The organism is Corynebacterium sp. HMSC074H12, from assembly GCF_001813755.1.
Lineage (GTDB): Bacteria > Actinomycetota > Actinomycetes > Mycobacteriales > Mycobacteriaceae > Corynebacterium > Corynebacterium hiratae.
Genome location: NZ_KV813944.1, coordinates 127,124 through 142,622, shown reverse-complemented (window position 1 = coordinate 142,622; position 15,499 = coordinate 127,124). Strand labels below are relative to the sequence as shown.

The 15,499-nt window shown below is 62.1% G+C and carries 15 protein-coding genes; 6 read left to right on the top strand and 9 right to left on the bottom strand.

What is annotated here, in order from left to right; all coding sequences use genetic code 11:
- Nucleotides 1–16 precede the first annotated feature (16 nt).
- Nucleotides 17–652 (bottom strand): uracil phosphoribosyltransferase, encoded by a 636-nt coding sequence (gene upp, locus HMPREF2932_RS11585; protein WP_071410181.1) that lies wholly within the window; start codon nucleotides 650–652, stop codon nucleotides 17–19.
- A gap of 61 nt (nucleotides 653–713) precedes the next feature.
- Between upp and HMPREF2932_RS11580 the strand changes: the two genes are divergently transcribed.
- Genes HMPREF2932_RS11580 through HMPREF2932_RS11570 form a run of 3 tightly spaced genes read left to right on the top strand, consistent with a single transcriptional unit; the run spans nucleotide 714 to nucleotide 3,111 of the window.
- Nucleotides 714–998 (top strand): hypothetical protein, encoded by a 285-nt coding sequence (locus HMPREF2932_RS11580; protein ID WP_071410180.1) that lies wholly within the window; start codon nucleotides 714–716, stop codon nucleotides 996–998.
- Nucleotides 998–1,861: a C40 family peptidase gene (locus HMPREF2932_RS11575; RefSeq protein WP_071410179.1), complete on the top strand. Its 864-nt coding sequence runs from the start codon at nucleotides 998–1,000 to the stop codon at nucleotides 1,859–1,861. Before HMPREF2932_RS11580 ends, HMPREF2932_RS11575 begins: the two co-directional genes overlap by 1 nt.
- A gap of 11 nt (nucleotides 1,862–1,872) precedes the next feature.
- Nucleotides 1,873–3,111: a hypothetical protein gene (locus HMPREF2932_RS11570; protein WP_071410178.1), complete on the top strand. Its 1,239-nt coding sequence runs from the start codon at nucleotides 1,873–1,875 to the stop codon at nucleotides 3,109–3,111.
- 3 nt (nucleotides 3,112–3,114) lie between these two features.
- On the opposite strand, the gene HMPREF2932_RS11565 is transcribed toward HMPREF2932_RS11570, so the two are convergent.
- On the bottom strand, nucleotides 3,115–3,981 hold the full coding sequence (locus HMPREF2932_RS11565) for an amidohydrolase family protein (protein ID WP_210397793.1): 867 nt from the start codon (nucleotides 3,979–3,981) through the stop codon (nucleotides 3,115–3,117).
- Nucleotides 3,982–4,020: 39 nt separating this feature from the next.
- On the opposite strand from HMPREF2932_RS11565, the gene HMPREF2932_RS11560 reads away from it, so the two are divergent.
- Complete coding sequence (locus tag HMPREF2932_RS11560) at nucleotides 4,021–5,241, top strand: D-alanyl-D-alanine carboxypeptidase family protein (RefSeq protein WP_070511446.1); 1,221 nt, start codon at nucleotides 4,021–4,023, stop codon at nucleotides 5,239–5,241.
- Here HMPREF2932_RS11560 and HMPREF2932_RS11555 read toward each other — a convergent pair.
- The 6 genes from HMPREF2932_RS11555 to HMPREF2932_RS11530 form a co-directional block, all read right to left on the bottom strand.
- Nucleotides 5,216–5,956 carry an RDD family protein gene (locus HMPREF2932_RS11555; protein ID WP_071410176.1) on the bottom strand — a complete coding sequence of 247 codons (741 nt, stop codon included), beginning with the start codon at nucleotides 5,954–5,956 and terminating at the stop codon, nucleotides 5,216–5,218. The genes HMPREF2932_RS11560 and HMPREF2932_RS11555 overlap by 26 nt on opposite strands.
- A 4-nt stretch (nucleotides 5,957–5,960) precedes the next feature.
- Entirely contained in the window at nucleotides 5,961–7,043 is a 1,083-nt protein-coding gene (locus HMPREF2932_RS11550; RefSeq protein ID WP_049157256.1) for a YhjD/YihY/BrkB family envelope integrity protein, read from the bottom strand.
- A gap of 74 nt (nucleotides 7,044–7,117) precedes the next feature.
- Nucleotides 7,118–8,152: a tryptophan--tRNA ligase gene (gene trpS, locus HMPREF2932_RS11545; protein WP_070511442.1), complete on the bottom strand. Its 1,035-nt coding sequence runs from the start codon at nucleotides 8,150–8,152 to the stop codon at nucleotides 7,118–7,120.
- A gap of 48 nt (nucleotides 8,153–8,200) precedes the next feature.
- A complete protein-coding gene (locus tag HMPREF2932_RS11540) occupies nucleotides 8,201–8,392 on the bottom strand; it encodes a hypothetical protein (protein ID WP_049157254.1) in 192 nt (63 codons plus the stop codon).
- A 65-nt stretch (nucleotides 8,393–8,457) separates the two neighbouring features.
- Entirely contained in the window at nucleotides 8,458–9,357 is a 900-nt protein-coding gene (locus tag HMPREF2932_RS11535) for an exodeoxyribonuclease III (RefSeq protein WP_071407355.1), read from the bottom strand.
- Nucleotides 9,358–9,367: 10 nt separating this feature from the next.
- Entirely contained in the window at nucleotides 9,368–10,603 is a 1,236-nt protein-coding gene (locus HMPREF2932_RS11530; RefSeq protein ID WP_210397797.1) for an MFS transporter, read from the bottom strand.
- A gap of 182 nt (nucleotides 10,604–10,785) precedes the next feature.
- Here HMPREF2932_RS11530 and HMPREF2932_RS11525 point away from each other — a divergent pair, with 182 nt between their 5' ends.
- Nucleotides 10,786–12,969 carry an NADP-dependent isocitrate dehydrogenase gene (locus HMPREF2932_RS11525; protein ID WP_071410174.1) on the top strand — a complete coding sequence of 728 codons (2,184 nt, stop codon included), beginning with the start codon at nucleotides 10,786–10,788 and terminating at the stop codon, nucleotides 12,967–12,969.
- A gap of 247 nt (nucleotides 12,970–13,216) precedes the next feature.
- Here HMPREF2932_RS11525 and HMPREF2932_RS11520 read toward each other — a convergent pair whose 3' ends face one another.
- Nucleotides 13,217–13,399, bottom strand: coding sequence for a hypothetical protein (locus tag HMPREF2932_RS11520; protein WP_046648373.1), 183 nt, complete (start codon nucleotides 13,397–13,399; stop codon nucleotides 13,217–13,219).
- Nucleotides 13,400–14,104: 705 nt separating this feature from the next.
- On the opposite strand from HMPREF2932_RS11520, the gene HMPREF2932_RS11515 reads away from it, so the two are divergent.
- A complete protein-coding gene (locus HMPREF2932_RS11515) occupies nucleotides 14,105–15,472 on the top strand; it encodes a PepSY-associated TM helix domain-containing protein (protein WP_046648374.1) in 1,368 nt (455 codons plus the stop codon).
- Nucleotides 15,473–15,499: the final 27 nt, after the last annotated feature.

Sequence of the window (15,499 nt, the reverse complement as noted above, 5' to 3'; positions counted from 1 at the left end):
CTGTCCGACGGTTTCGCTACAGGTCGATATTGCGGGGACCGTAAAGGCGATCGCCGGCATCGCCAAGGCCCGGGACGATGTAAGCGTCCTCGTTAAGGGAGGGATCAATCGCTGCGGTGACCAAGCGAACTGGCAGCCCCGAGTTGGCCAGTGCATCAACGCCCGGCTGCGCGGAGACCATGCAGATTGCCGTAATGTCGGTAGCGCCGCGATCTGCCAGGAGCTTCAGGGAGTGCAGGAGGGAACCACCCGTGGCAAGCATCGGATCAACCACGAAGACACTCCGACCGCTGAGATCCTCCGGCAGAGCTTCCAGGTAAGGCACCGGCTCGTGGGTTTCTTCATCGCGTGCCATGCCAATGAAGCCCACTTGGGCATCCGGGATCATGGACAGTGCCGGATCAATCATGCCCAGGCCAGCGCGGATAATGGGCACGATGATCGGAGGGTCCTGCAGGCGAGTACCGTCGGCCGTGGCGACGGGTGTGACGCACTCAAAGTGCTCAACGGGCAGGTCGCGCGCCGCCTCATAAACAAGCATCGTGCCCAGATCTCGCAAGGCAGCGCGGAAGGCGGCATTGTCGCTGCGGGCATCGCGCATGAGGGTCAGCCGGGATGCGGCGAGGGGGTGGTCTACTACGTGGATATCCATGTCCTTCACTGTATAAGAATTGGGCGGGAACCGATCAGCGGGCGGTGAAGTCTAATAAGGCATGACTAGCTTCGATACTTTCACCATTGATACTGAACACACTCGCCGCTTAGCCCACGAACTTGCCGCTGTCTCTCAGGACTCCCCCGCTCCTTCTCCCGAGCTACCGATAGAGCCGGTCGTGGACGGCTTTAGCAGTGCGTTCAACGCCGCCATGGAGAATCTCACAGCACGCCTTGCCCAGGTCAGGGCCGATGCCGGAGCGGTGGCAGAGTCCAGCTTCCGCATGGCGCGGGAAGCCGAGGAGACCGATAGTGGCCTCGCGAGCGCGTGTGGAGGTCTGTGATGTTGGAATCAGCGATAGCTCAGATTGCGCGGATGCAGCCGGCGCAGCTTCCCGACGTCTCCCTGCCCACTGTGCCCGATCTCACTGCCGCGGGACCCCTCGCGGAGATAGCGCACGGTGATCCGCGAGCGCTCTTGGACACCGCCCGCCAAGCCACTGAGGATCTTTCCACGGCCCGCTCCGCCCTGGATTCCGCGCGCGGGCTGATTTCAGCGGCCGTCAGGGATCTCATCGGACTGGGCTTCGAGCTACTCCAGCGCGGGTTACCTATAGCTCTGGGGCTGCTCATTCCGAACCCGGCGGCACAGGCCGCGGCGCGCTCAGCTTTGCAGGCTCTCGCTATGGAGTACGTTGGCAAGGCACTGCAGCGCTTGAAGCACTTAGCCGGCGAGCTTCTTCAGGCGGCGGCTCCCCTCGTTCCCATCGGTCAGCGCGCGGTCCAACCTTCGGTGCGCGGCCCCCAAGAAGAAAGCACGGCGCGCCACGCGCTCGTCGCCCCGGCGGCGGAGAACGGGGCAACCACGCAGGGACAGGCCGCAGCACAAGCAGCGCTATCCCAGGTGGGGACTCCTTATGGCTGGGGAGGAACCGGCAACGGTAGTTTCGATTGCTCAGGACTCACCCAATGGGCCTGGCGCCAGGCCGGCGTGGAACTGCCGCGCACCGCTGAAAGCCAGACCGTGGGCCGACAGGTCAGCGCGGAGGAGCTGCAACCCGGTGACCTCATCGTGTGGGATGGGCACGTGGCGATGTACTCCGGCGACGGGCAGATGGTGGAGGCCGGAAGCCCCGTGCAAACCAATCCATTGCGCACCAACAACATGGGGATGGCTTTCAAAGGCTTCTGGAGACCCACAGGGTAGACTGTTTCCCCATGAACACCCGCGCTATTGTCCCTATCCAACTCTCCCTTTCCGAGGGCGATTTTTATACCCTATGGGCGCCAAAGTGGCGCCAGAACGGCTCCGAGTGGCAGGCCTTTCTTGGTGATGACGAGTCTGTCCTGCTCTTTAAAACGGAAGCCGAAATGCTGTGCTTCCTCGAGTCGGGGACGAAGCATGACTTGCTCGATCACCCCAAGTGGGAAGTGTTCAACTCCCAAGCGGCGGACCGCGTGGTTCCTGAGAAGAAGCACGTGTACGACCTCGTCGGGATGCCGAAGTACCTCGCTGGCCGCCCGAGCCACGAGAACGTCTCCACGGTCGCGCGCTGCTTGGAGATTGCGCACTCGCTGGCAGAGGTCAGCGCCGCCGAGCACACCGTCATCTTTTTCGCTTCGCACTCCATCCTGCGCAACGCTGCCCGCGGTGCCGATCACTACGCCGGCGACCAGGGCATGAGCGAGTGGTCCGGCGTGGGCCGCGTTATCCACAGCAACTGGCGCGCAGTGATCGAAGACCTCGACAAGGTGGTCAAGGTCGTTCCTTCTTCTGATTTCACCCAGGATGCAACCACGAGCGCCGCCACCCGCATTTCCTCCGCCACCGAAGCGGCGGAGGAAGCACGCAAAAAGGCCGAAGAAGAGCGCAAGGCCGCCGCACAATCGGCAGATCCTTATGACAGCTCCCCGTGGGCAGCCGCAGGCATCGACCCGGTAAAGATCACCGCCGACCAAAGGACTGTCTACACCCTGCGCACCTACCTCGACGGCAAGCCAGTGTTCCTGGGCAAGTGGGGCGAGATCTTCACCTTCCCCAGCTCCAAGGTGCTCGTGCGCTGGATCATGGAAAATGACGACCACGACTTGGCCAAGGTCTCCACCTGGGAAGAGGTCGTTGCCGCGGCGAACGCTGGTGAGCTGGAAGTCACGGTCCACCCGGATAACCAGTACAACTTCAACGGCATCGTGCGTGACATTGAAAAGGGCCCGGAGGCGGTCGATACGGATCAGATGGGTCGCTGCTACGAAGTCTGCGCCGATGCCGCCGACTGGTCCGGGGATGACTCCATCAACTCCTACATGCTGCAGAACCCGCGATTCCAGGACTACCTGGGCTACATGCTCGGCTCCACCGAGCACGCAGGCTACGTTCCCTCCAAGCCCTACACCGAGCACGCGGAGTCCTGGAAGGGCCTAGAGGAGATGCTGACGAAGCGCTTCTCCCGCTTTTAGTTTCTAGTCGGAGGACTCAGTCTCTTCTTCCGTTTCTTCTTCTGTCTCGGAAGCGTCCTCCGCGAATTCCGGATCCGCCAGTTCCTCATAGGCGGGCAGAATCTCCTGCTCGATGAGGCGCTGGCGGTCCTCTTCGCTGGCAAAAGAGTTCTCAATCGCCTTGATGGTGAGGTCGAAGAACTCCTCCAGCCCGTAGCCAAAGGTCTCGCTCAGGGCCAAGAAGACGTCGCTGAGCTTCTCCCCCGCCACCGTGCAGGTAAAGCCGAGCTGCTGCAGCAGCGGCAGAGGGTGATCAGCCAGCTCCTCTATCGGCATTTCCTCCAACGGCGCGAAGGTCAGCGCGATGTGGCGATCCCGCACCCATGCAGAGGCCCTGCCTGGGCGAACGCCGTCGAGATCCGCGCTGAAGTCATCGACGAGATCAGTGGCGTGCACCAAGCGCGTGGCACCCGCCTGCACTGCGGCCACGGCATCCTCATAAGAATCGACATCGCGCTCCCACGGGATGAAATCCGCGCGGAGTTTCTCAGCCGCGGACAGCTCGGTCAGCGCCACGCCCACCGCGGCCTCGCTGGCATCGCCCTCGACAATAAGCCGAGCATCGATTCCAGGAACATCCAACCCTTCCTGCGCGGCGGCGAGGGCCTCGGCCGCGTCGAAGGGGAAGGCGCCGGGGCTCAGCCGGAGCTCGGCGTAGACCACGTGGTCGTCGGCAAGCGCTTGTACAACAGCGTGCGTGGCCGCGCGGAGCTCGTCCGGGGTCGAAGCATCCGTGGGCAGCGGCGCGAAGAGCGTCACCTTGGGCAGGCCGGCGAAAATCTCGGCGCCGGAGTCTTTGTTTTCGGGACTAATCAGAGGTGCGTCATGCATGAGGTTCATCCTAGGACGGGGTCTAGGATTAAGCACGCTATGAAACATGTCCCCGCGATCCTGACTGCCCTCGCCTTAGCCGCGACGCCGCCGGCGTTTGCAGAGGAGGAAGAGTCAACGTCGCCCACGCGCACCACCGCGCCGGATACCGACTCTTGCCCGCACTCCCTCGTTCCTGAGGAGCCAACGACCACGTCCGAGCGTCTCTCCCCCGGCCAAGTCGCGCCCACTCCCCTGCCCGCTGTTGAGGGTGCTGCCTGCGGCGTGACCGCCCCGCGCGGTTTTCGGGTCAATAAGGACGTGGTGGCGTCGGCGTGGATGGTCAGTGACCTGGACACCGGCGAAATCATCGCCATGAAGGATCCCAATGGGCGCTACCGCCCCGCCTCCATCATCAAGGCGCTGCTGGCGCTCGTGGTCATCGAGGAACTCCCCCTCGACCAGCGCATCACCGCCACGCTTGACGACGCCTCCATCGAGGGCTCCGCCGTCGGCCTCGGCCCTGATGGAGTCTACACCGTAGAGCAGCTTCTGCAGGGCCTTCTCATGGCTTCCGGCAACGACGCCGCGCACGCTCTCGCGCAGGCTGTTGGCGGGGACGATGAAGCATTGGCAAAGGTCAATGCGAAGGCACAGGAGATTGGCACGCGCTCGACAGTGGCGGCGAGCTACTCCGGGCTGGACGCGGCGGGTATGTCGACCTCCGCGGCGGATATCTCGCTGATTTACCGCACGGCTTTTGCCAACGACACCTTCGCGCGCATCGTCGACACCGAGCACGTGGAGTTTCCCGGCTGGGGTGACATGCCCGGCTATGAGCTGTGGAACGACAATGGGCTGTTCCTCAACGACCCGGATGGCATCGGCGGCAAGACGGGCTATACCGAGGACGCACACCATACCTTCGTCGGCGCTATCGACCGCGATGGGCGCCGCCTCCAGGCGGTTCTCCTCGATACGACCGTCGAGCATGGGTTCCGCGCCTGGGAGCAGGCGCAGATGCTTCTCGACGAAGCCTCCGACGTCCGCGCCGGCGATGGCGTCGGGCACCTAGATGACTTCGCAGCCGGAAAGGAAGAGCCCGCGGAGTCTGCGGTTACGAGCCCGGCTCCCACCACCCCGGCTGCGCCCGCCACCGCGGAGGTGGCTGCGGAGTCTTCGTCCTTCGAAGGCTCGCAGGGCTGGATTGGCTGGATGGTGGCGGGGCTCGTCGCGCTCCTCGTCGTAGTGGTTGCTACTTTTTCACTACTTCGGCGTTAGCCATGATGTCGTGCTGGCCGCGTAGATTGTTCTTGGCCCCAATCGTGGTCACCACGTAGAGGGCACCAAAAAAGGCGATCAGCGGCCCAATGAGCGGCACGAGGGAGGCCACGCGCCACCAGTTGCGCCTGATGCTCTGCTGCCAGGTGAGCTTCTCGTGGGTCGTCACATCGCGCACGGTATACCCGGCAATCATCTTCGCAGGTGTTGCCCCGGCGAGGACCTCGAAACAGATGTAGTAAGCCACCGTGAAGATGCTGGAGATGCTGACGATCCACACCGAATTATCATCCGGGTTGGTAAAGCCAAAGCCGACGATGAAGGACACCACGAGGGCCGCGAGAAAGTAGTCAATGACGGCCATGAGCACGCGGTTGCCGGGAGAGGCGCGCCGCGCATCATCGCGGGGCGGAGTTGGCGTTGGGGCGTGCGCGCTCTCACCCCACCGGCCGGTAGTCGCGTAATCCTCCAGCTGCGCCCACGTGAGCTGGGCGCCGGACTCGACCTTTTGGTCATAGCTGGCGCGGGAGGAAGGCTCGCATAGAATGCGGGAGGCAACGGCAAGCTCCTCGCGCTCTGGGGCTTCGGGGAGGTAGCCGAGGCCTTCGAGGTGAGCGTCGGCAGCCGCCAGCTGCACGCCCAGTTCTCGTGAGGTCGCGCGCGAATCGAGTCTGAAGTGCTCGTACAGGTTCGGGGCAAAAGACGCTGGTAGCATCGGCCTACTTTCGGCGCAGCAGGGCCCACGCACCCGCAGCGGCCGCACCAAGGGCGGCACCGGCGCCCAGGGTCACGCCCGGGTTCGGGCCCTGGCGGATCTCGTTGCGGACGCGGATGACAGCCTGGTCTGGGACGGGCGGTACCAGCAGCTCGAGGGACTCTTCAGTGGTGGCCGTCCATGCGGAGACGTACAGCACGACGCGCCAGACCAAGTACATGACCACCATGAGAACAATGACGGGGCCGAACACGGCGCCTGCCGGGTTGCCCGCCGCGGAGGACATGATGACGGTGGACAGCTGCTTGATTACCTCAAAGAGCACCGCACCAATGGCCGCGCCCATCAGTCCCGACTTGGTGGGAACCTTCGTGCGCGGCAGGAAGGCCACCATCCACCAGAAGACGAGGAAGTTGGCGATAAGGCCGATGACGATACCGGCCACAACCAGCACTGCGCCCATGCCAGGGAAAGACTCAATACCGACCCACTCGAAAATCTTTTGGGTCAGTCCGGAAGAACCCGCCGCCGTCACGCCGAAGGCGATAACCATGGCCACGAGCAGGCCGATGAGCCCCAGCAGATCGCTGAGCTTCTTGGTCACAAAGTTGCCCGGGGCGTCAGTCGGATCCTGCATCCACATCGCCGAAATGCCAATGCGCAGGTTGTTCATCCAGCCCAGCCCGGACCACAGGGTAGTCAGGCCACCGATGCCGTACATCGCGCCGCGCTGTTCAATCGCGGTATGCAGAATCTGCGTAATCGAATCCCCCAGATCGCCAGACACGGAGTTCGCGATCTGCTCCTCCAGTTGCTGCATGAGATCGGGGCGATTGGCCAACACGGTGGCGATGGCTGCCACCGTGAGCATGAAGATGGGGAAGATAGCCAGAACCGAGAAATACGTAATTCCGGCCGCGAACTGGTTTCCGCCCTGGCTGCCGTAGCGGTCCAGCATCTTCATGATGTGGTCGATAAAACCGGACTTCTCGCGGACTTTATCTACCGCGCCCGGCTCATCGGCATTAGCACGCTCGATGCCGTAGTCATCGGTCTTCTTCTCATCGGGTTGAGTCGTTGGCGCCACAGGCTTTCCCCTTTTTATGAAATACAGAAATAAGTTACAGAGTCCTCTACACAGTCTTCATCATGCTAACCAACTCAGCCGCGGCGCGCGGGGAGGAAGCCCACCGCCTCGTAGACCTTGTCCACGAGCGGGGAGGCGATCTCCGTGGCGCGCTCGGCGCCCTGGGCCAAGATGCGCTCGAGCTCGCCGCGGTCTTCCATGAGCTCGTCGTAGCGTGCCTTCAGCGGAGTGGTGAAGGCCTCCAGCGCTTCTGCTGTGTCCACCTTCAGGTGGCCATAGCCCTGGCCCGCGTACTTGTCCACGAGGTTCGGGATGCTCTCACCGGTCAGCGCAGACTGGATAGCCAGCAGGTTGGACACGCCGGGCTGCTTCTCGCGGTCGAAGGCCACCACGCCGAGGTCATCGGTCACCGCGGACTTAATGCGCTTAGCGGAGGTCTTAGGAGCATCGAGCAGGTTCACGATGCCCTTCGGGTTAGCGCCCGACTTCGACATCTTGGACGTCGGCTCCTGCAGGTCATAAATCTTGGCTGAGCCCTCCGGAATGAAGGCCTCTGGCACGCGGAAGACCTCGCCGTACTTGTTGTTGAAGCGCTCCGCCAAGTTGCGGGTGAGTTCGAGGTGCTGGCGCTGGTCCTCCCCCACCGGCACATAGTGCGGGGAATACAGGAGGATGTCCGCGGCCATCAGAACGGGGTAGGTAAACAGTCCCACGGACGTGCGGTCCTGGCCTTGCTTGAGGGACTTGTCCTTGAACTGGGTCATGCGGGAGGCCTCACCGAAGCCGGTCAGGCACTGCAAAACCCACGTCAGCTCCGCGTGCGCGGGGACGTGGGATTGCACGAAGAGGGTCGATTTCGCCGGATCGATGCCCAATGCGATGAGCTGTGCGGCACCCGCCACAGTGCGGTGACGCAGCTCCTCCGGGTTCTGCTCCACCGTGATGGCGTGCAGGTCCGGGATGAAGTAAAAGGCCTCGTGCGAGTCTTGCAGGTCAATCCACTGCTTGAGCGCACCGAGGTAGTTACCGAGGTGGTAGGAGTCCGCCGTGGGTTGAATACCAGAGAGGACTCGAGAAGCGGAGGTCGATGCAGAAGTGGAGTCAGTCATGGTTGACTACTCTACTCTGCCGCCTCCGGCGGGGAGGCGGTGCGTCGATTAAATCTTGCGGGAGGTCGGGCTAATGACGTCCATCATGACGGCGAAACCGGCCACCATGAACGCGCCGCCAACGCCCTGGAGGACGATCGGGCCAAGGAAGGCAAAGGACGGTCCGACGATGGTCCACCACCAGATACCCAGGGCAAGCAGAATAGCGCCGAGGACAAAGTAGATGATTGCGCGGGTCATGAGCATCTCCTGCGAAATAGAAAAGGACGTTAAGACGGGATTATCGTACCACTACTTGGATTCGGCTACTTGTACTCCACCAGAAGAGGAGAGTGATCGGACCAGCGCTCCTCCACCGTCGGCGCCTTCTCCACCCACGTGCGCTGCGCGCGCTCCAGCATAGACTTCGTGGCCGCTTGATAATCGATGCGCCACCCAGCGTCGTTATTGAAAGCCTGGCCGCGGTAGGTCCACCAGGTATAGGGCCCCTCAGCCTCCGGGTGCAGGCGCCTGGCGACGTCAAACCACTGCGGGTCCGCGGCCGCTTCCCAGGCGGTCTTGGTCTCATAATCCACCACGCCGAGCCAATCCCCGAACCCCTTCTTCTCCTGCGGCTGCGCATCCGGGAAGGAGCCAAAGACGCGATCCATGAAAGCGCGCTCCTCCGGCAGGTGGCCGGACTTCTTCTCGTTGGGCTTGTTGTTCTTCAAGTCCTGGGCGCGGTGGCAAATATTCCAGTCACCACCGATAACAGCCTCCGGGTAGGTCGCAGCCATCTCATCCAAGACTGAAGAAAACTCGTCCAGGAAGAGGTACTTCTCATCCTGCTTCGGCGAATCCACATCGCCGGAGGGCAGATACAAAGAGGCCACGCGCACGCCTTCCACGGTGGCGGCAATGAAGCGGCCGGATTCGGCGAAGGAGCCGAAGCCCACGGAGACGTCGCCAAGCGCATGCTTCGATAAGATGCCCACGCCCGCGCGGCCCTTGGCGGCGGATTCGGCCTGCACCAGGTTCCATCCGGCCTCCAGAGCCGGGGCCAGGGCCTTCTGGGTCTGCTCGGGATTGGCGCGCACCTCCTGCATGAGGACGACATCGGCCGGCGTGGTATCCAACCACGCGTTCATCCCCGGGTTGTTCTCATTGCGCTGTTTGCAGGCCGCGCGGATGCCGTTGACGTTGACGGAGGCGATGGTGAAACTCATGCCGGTCAGTCTAACTCTGTTCAATAATCTTCACGGAAGGGCCCCGGCGGCGCTTGTCCCACATGGTGACGACCCAAGTAACACAGCCGGCCACCGCCAGGCCCGCGCCGGCCAGCGCGGTGGAGTTATAGGAGTAGCCCGCGCCCACGACCGCACCGCCGATGGCCGCGCCCGCCGCATTGGCGATATTAAGGGCCGACTGGTTCAAGGCCGCCGCGAGGCTCTGCGCATCCCCCGCCACGTTGACCAGGCGCAGCTGCAAGGAAGGCACGAGAATGGAGCCGAAGAAGGCCAAGACACCAAAGGCAATCGTGCCCGCCCATGCGTTGTGCGCCACGAAGTAGAAGGTCACTGACACTCCGACCATGCAGACGAGAGCAAAGATGATGCCGAATTCCAGGTTTCGGTCCGCCAGCGCACCGCCGGCGACGTTGCCGACAGTCATACCGATGCCATAGGCCATGAGCACAATCCACGTGTGGCTCGGGTCCATGCCGGCGACCTCCGTCATGGTCCACGTGATGTAGGTGTAGACGGCAAACATGCCACCGAAACCAACAGTGCCGAGGAATACGGTGAGCAGAACCTGGCTGTTTTTCAGCGCGCCGAGCTCAGTAAACATATCCGTTTCCGGCATGCGCGTCATGTGCGGGAAGAGGAAAAAGAGCAGGACCATCGTGAGCCCCGCAATGGCCACGACCAAAAAGTACGCCGCATGCCAGCCCAATCCTTGGCCTAGGGCCTGGGCCGCGGGCACGCCGATCACGGTGGCGATGGACAGACCCATGCCCACCATCGACATGGCAAACCCTTGCTTGCCCGGTGGCGCCATCGATGCCGCAGCCAGATTAGCTACGGAAAAGTATGCGCCATGCGGCAGACCCGCGATGAAGCGCGCCACCAGCAGGACGCCGTAGTTCGGGGCCAGGGCTGTCAGCAGGTTACCCACGAGCAAGAAGGCGATGAGCAGGATGATGAGGCGGCGACGTGGGAGCTTGCCTGTAAGTGCGGCGATGACTGGGGCGCCCACGACGACACCTAGTGCGTAGACGGAGATGACTACCGACGCCGTGTCTTCCGTAATGCCGAAATCATCCGCGATGAGCGGCAGCAGGCCCATGGAGGTGAACTCCGTGGTACCGATGGCGAAAGCACCCAGCGCCATGGCAATCATGACGATGGTGCGGCGCGTCGCGGAGATTTCCGTCTGGCGTGGGACGGGGCGGCGTTGGATACGGGTATTCATCGGTTTCACGTGGGCAGACCTTAGTACTTTCCCTGCCGAGCTCGTAAGTCCAGCCGGAAAGGTTGTGCCAAGTACACAGACTTCCCCCGCTGGTGGTGCGAGTCACAGGGGGACCGGCACCGCGAGAAAATAAGACAGGTATCCTGTGAGGTTGAACAGTTTTCAACTTCTTTAGGAGAACCATGGCAAAGATTATCTGGACCCGTACCGACGAGGCGCCGTTGCTGGCGACCTACTCCTTCAAGCCCGTCGTGGAGGCCTTCGCTTCCACCGCAGGCATCGAGGTGGAAACCCGCGACATTTCCCTGGCCGGCCGCATCCTGGCCCAGTTCCCGGAGCGCCTTGGTGACAAGAAGGTCTCCGATGCCCTGGCTGAGCTCGGCGAGCTGGCCAAGACCCCGGAAGCTAACATCATTAAGCTGCCGAACATCTCCGCTTCCCTGGTGCAGCTGAAGAAGGCTATTGCTGAGCTGCAGGCCGCCGGCTACGACCTTCCGGAGTACGAAGAGGCTCAGGAGAAGTACGACGCCGTCAAGGGCTCCGCTGTGAACCCGGTTCTGCGTGAGGGCAACTCCGACCGCCGTGCTCCGATTGCGGTCAAGAACTTCGCTAAGAAGAACCCGCACAAGATGGGTGCGTGGTCCGCTGATTCCAAGACCAACGTGGCCACCATGGACGCTAACGACTTCCGCCACAACGAGAAGTCCGTCATCATGCCGGAGGAGGACACCCTCTCCATCGTTCTGAAGACCGCCGAGGGCGAGCAGACCCTGCTGGAGAAGCTGCCGGTCCTCAAGGGCGAGGTCATCGACGGCACCTTCATGTCCGCCAAGGCACTCGACGAGTTCCTCAAGGCGCAGGTTGCCCGCGCCAAGGAAGAGGGCGTGCTCTTCTCCGCTCACCTCAAGGCCACCATGATGAAGGTTTCTGACCCCATCATCTTCGGCCACGTGGTGCGCGCTTTCTTCGCTGATGTCTTTGAGAAGTACGGCGAGGAGCTCGAGGCCGCTGGCCTCAATGGCGAGAACGGCCTGGGCGCTATCTACGAGGGCCTGGACAAGCTGGAGAATGGCGCTGAGATCAAGGCTGCTTTCGACGCCGCGCTGGCCGCGGGTCCGGACCTCGCCATGGTCAACTCCCACAAGGGCATTACCAACCTGCACGTTCCGTCCGACGTCATTATCGACGCCTCCATGCCGGCCATGATCCGCACCTCCGGCCACATGTGGAACAAGAACGACGAGGAGCAGGACACCCTCGCCGTCATCCCGGATTCCTCCTACGCCGGTGTCTACCAGGCCGTGATCGAGGACTGCAAGGCCAACGGCGCCTACGACCCGACCACCATGGGTACTGTCCCGAACGTCGGCCTCATGGCACAGAAGGCTGAGGAGTACGGCTCCCACAACAAGACCTTCAAGGTGCCGGCAGCCGGCACCGTTGAGGTCCGCAACTCCAAGGGCGAGGCTCTCATCTCCCACGACGTGGAGGAGGGTGACATCTGGCGCGCCTGCCAGACCAAGGACGCCCCGATCCAGGACTGGGTCAAGCTGGCTGTCAACCGTGCTCGCCTGTCCGGCATGAAGGCTATCTTCTGGCTCGACCCGGAGCGCGGCCACGACGCCAACCTCATCGAGCTGGTCAAGAAGTACCTGCAGGATCACGACACCGAGGGCCTCGACATCTCCATCGAGGACCCGGTCACCGCGACCAAGATCTCCGTCGAGCGCATCCGCAAGGGCGAGGACACCATCTCCGTCACCGGTAACGTGCTGCGTGACTACAACACCGACCTCTTCCCCATCCTCGAGCTGGGCACCTCCGCCAAGATGCTGTCCGTGGTTCCGCTCATGGCTGGCGGCGGCCTGTTCGAGACCGGTGCCGGCGGCTCCGCTCCGAAGCACGTCCAGCAGGTCCAGGAGGAGAACCACCTGCGCTGGGATTCCCTCGGCGAGTTCCTGGCTCTGGCCGAGTCCTTCCGCCACGAGCACAACACCAACGGCAACGCCAAGGCAGGCGTCCTGGCCGCTGCCCTGGACAAGGCCACCGAGACCCTGCTGGATGAGGGCAAGTCCCCGTCCCGCAAGGTCGGCGAGAACGACAACCGCGGCTCCCACTTCTTCCTGACCCTCAACTGGGCCAAGGAGCTGGCTGCACAGTCTGACGACGCCGAGCTGGCGGAGGCCTTCAAGCCGGTTGCTGAGGCCCTCGAGGCCAAGGCTGGCGAGATTGAGCAGGCGCTTCTCGACGTCCAGGGCTCCCCCGTCGACCTCGGCGGCTACTACGCCCCGAACGAGGAGAAGCTCAACCAGACCATGCGCCCGGTTGCTGCCTTCAACGACATCATTGATGGCCTGAAGAAGTAATTCTTCGTAGCATCATGTTTCCGACCGCCGCGCGTATCCCCTCCGTAGTGGAGCGCGCGGCGCCGTCGTTTTCCTACGAAGACGTCCTTAACCACCAAGTCACCTTCGACGCCGCTGCGTGACGCGAGACATGGTCCCACCTCACGCTCTACCGGCGGTGTAACACCCCCTCCTCCTCCGATGCCATTGGGCAATTTCTCCGCTGCCTAAAATCAGGTGACTAGCGTCCCGTACAACCATGGGAGCATCAGCTACGGTCGATGCCATCCACTTTTTGAATCTGGCGCTTCTTAGAAATGAAATAGGCTGATACCCAGAGAATCGTCGTAAGTAGGGCCGTCCGGACTACCCACATCAAGTCAGCAGAGGAATACCCCACCATAAGTACCGCGCCTATCGACAAAATCCAACCAGCCAAAAATGATTTCATGCTCTCAACACCTCTACTTAGCGAGAATTGCATCCCAGTCGCAACTGGCGTAACCGTTTAGGCCACCCGCTACAACTCCGGTCGCAATTGCCTTAAGCATTCCTTGCACCGCCCGGCCCGCAGGAACACCAGCAACGGTCATCGCCACTAAGCATCTGTTCCATGCCTCCTGCTTCTCGGGAGATGCACCAGTTGCCACTCCTTCTGGCAATTTGCACGTAGCCGGATTGTTCGCACAGTCTTGGATGTAAGAGTCGGAGGGTTCAGTGGGAAACGGATTGTTGTAGTTTTGCGCATGCGCAGTTGGAATCTTCACAAAGCCTGCCAGCATTACGCCAGCAATGACTACCGCGGTAGTCTTATGTTGTCGTGCAGGGGGGGCAGATCTTCATAATGCTCATGTGCTCAGGCTATCAATATGAGATTAGCCTCGCTATCCCTATTGGCAGATCTCTGTAGCCGACCATCAATTGAAGTCCGACAACGGCTTATGCAAACCCCTAACCTCATCAAAGGTTGTAAAAGCTACACCGCACAGCAAAAGAGAGAGTTTTTCAATCCACGGGAACCAAGCAACCACCGCCTCCGACTAGTAGTGCAGTTGATATCAGCGCCTGTCCATCGCCCGTCTTGAGTGCCCGAAAGCATTCACCCTCAGGCACCCACTACGGGCCCTACCTGTACACACTGAAAAGAGCACTACATATGAGTCGGACGGCTCTGCGATCTTTCATTCAGCGCATTCACTTTTACGGCGGTATGTTCGTCGGCCCCTTCATCCTCGTTGCGGCATTGACTGGCTGTCTCTATGCCATGGCACCCACCCTGGAGAAGGTGGTGTACCGCGACGTCATGACCGTTCCGGCGGTCGAGCACCCCGTGAGCTTGGAGGAACAAATCCAGGCCGCGCAGCACAAACAGCCTGACATGCCGGTCACGCAGGTCTGGCCGGCCACGACACCGACGGATTCGACGCGCGTGCTGGTTTCCGATGACAGCATCGACGAAAGCCTCCAGCGCACCGTCTTCATCAATCCTGCCAACGCCGAGGTCATCGGGGACTACCCCACCTACTCGGGCCTGGGTGAGATGCCGCTGCGCCGCTGGATTTCCTCCCTGCACGAAAGCTTCCACTTGGGCAAGGTCGGTGAGCTCTACTCGGAGCTGGCTGCTTCTTGGCTGTGGGTCATGGCCTGTGGCGGTCTTTATATGTGGTGGATTCGCCGCCGCCCGAAGAACAAGGCAACCGCGAACGCAGCGCAGCAGCAGCCCAAGCGCTCTGCCCGCTGGAAGGCCACCCGCCTGCATTCCACTGTTGGCGCCTGGATCTTCATCGGCCTGCTTGGCCTCTCTGCCACCGGTATCACGTGGTCGGGACTGGCCGGCGGGAACGTCGATTCCCTCGTCGAGCGCATGAACTGGAAGGCCACCCCCATCGAGACTGCCCTCCCCGGCACCACCGCTGAAACGCATGAGCACACCGGCCATGAAGGACATGAAGGTCATGGGGTTGGAGGGGCGTGGTCAAGCGCGAACGTGGCTGCCGAGGCCGAACGCGTCCTCGCCACCGGCCGCGCCGAGGGACTGACCGGACCGCTGCGCCTCTACCCGCCGGAGGACGCCAACTCCGCCTGGCAGGTCAGCGAACGCTGGGTGGAATGGCGCACCACCTCCGATGCAATTTCGGTAGATGGCACTACCGGCGACGTCATCGACCGCCAGCCTTTCTCCAGCCTGCCGCTGTTTAGCAAGCTCAGCAGCTGGGGCATCTACCTGCACATGGGCATCATGTTCGGACTGCCGCTGCAGATTGCGCTCCTCGCCTTGGGTCTCGCCACCGCCGCTCTCGTAGTACTGGGGTACTACATGTGGTGGAAACGTCGCCCACGCTTCCTCCCGACTGCCCACTTTTCCTGGGCCACCACAGGGTTGGGCGCGCTTTTCGCCGCCACCGTGGGCGTCTTCCTGCCGCTTTTGGGAATCACTTTGGCAGCGTTCCTGATTCTCGATGTCACCCTTGTGAACCGTGCCACCGCCCCGCGCAGGGAACGCACGCCAATCCCGGTCGGATAATTTAGTGAAAGCCATCACATAGGGCGG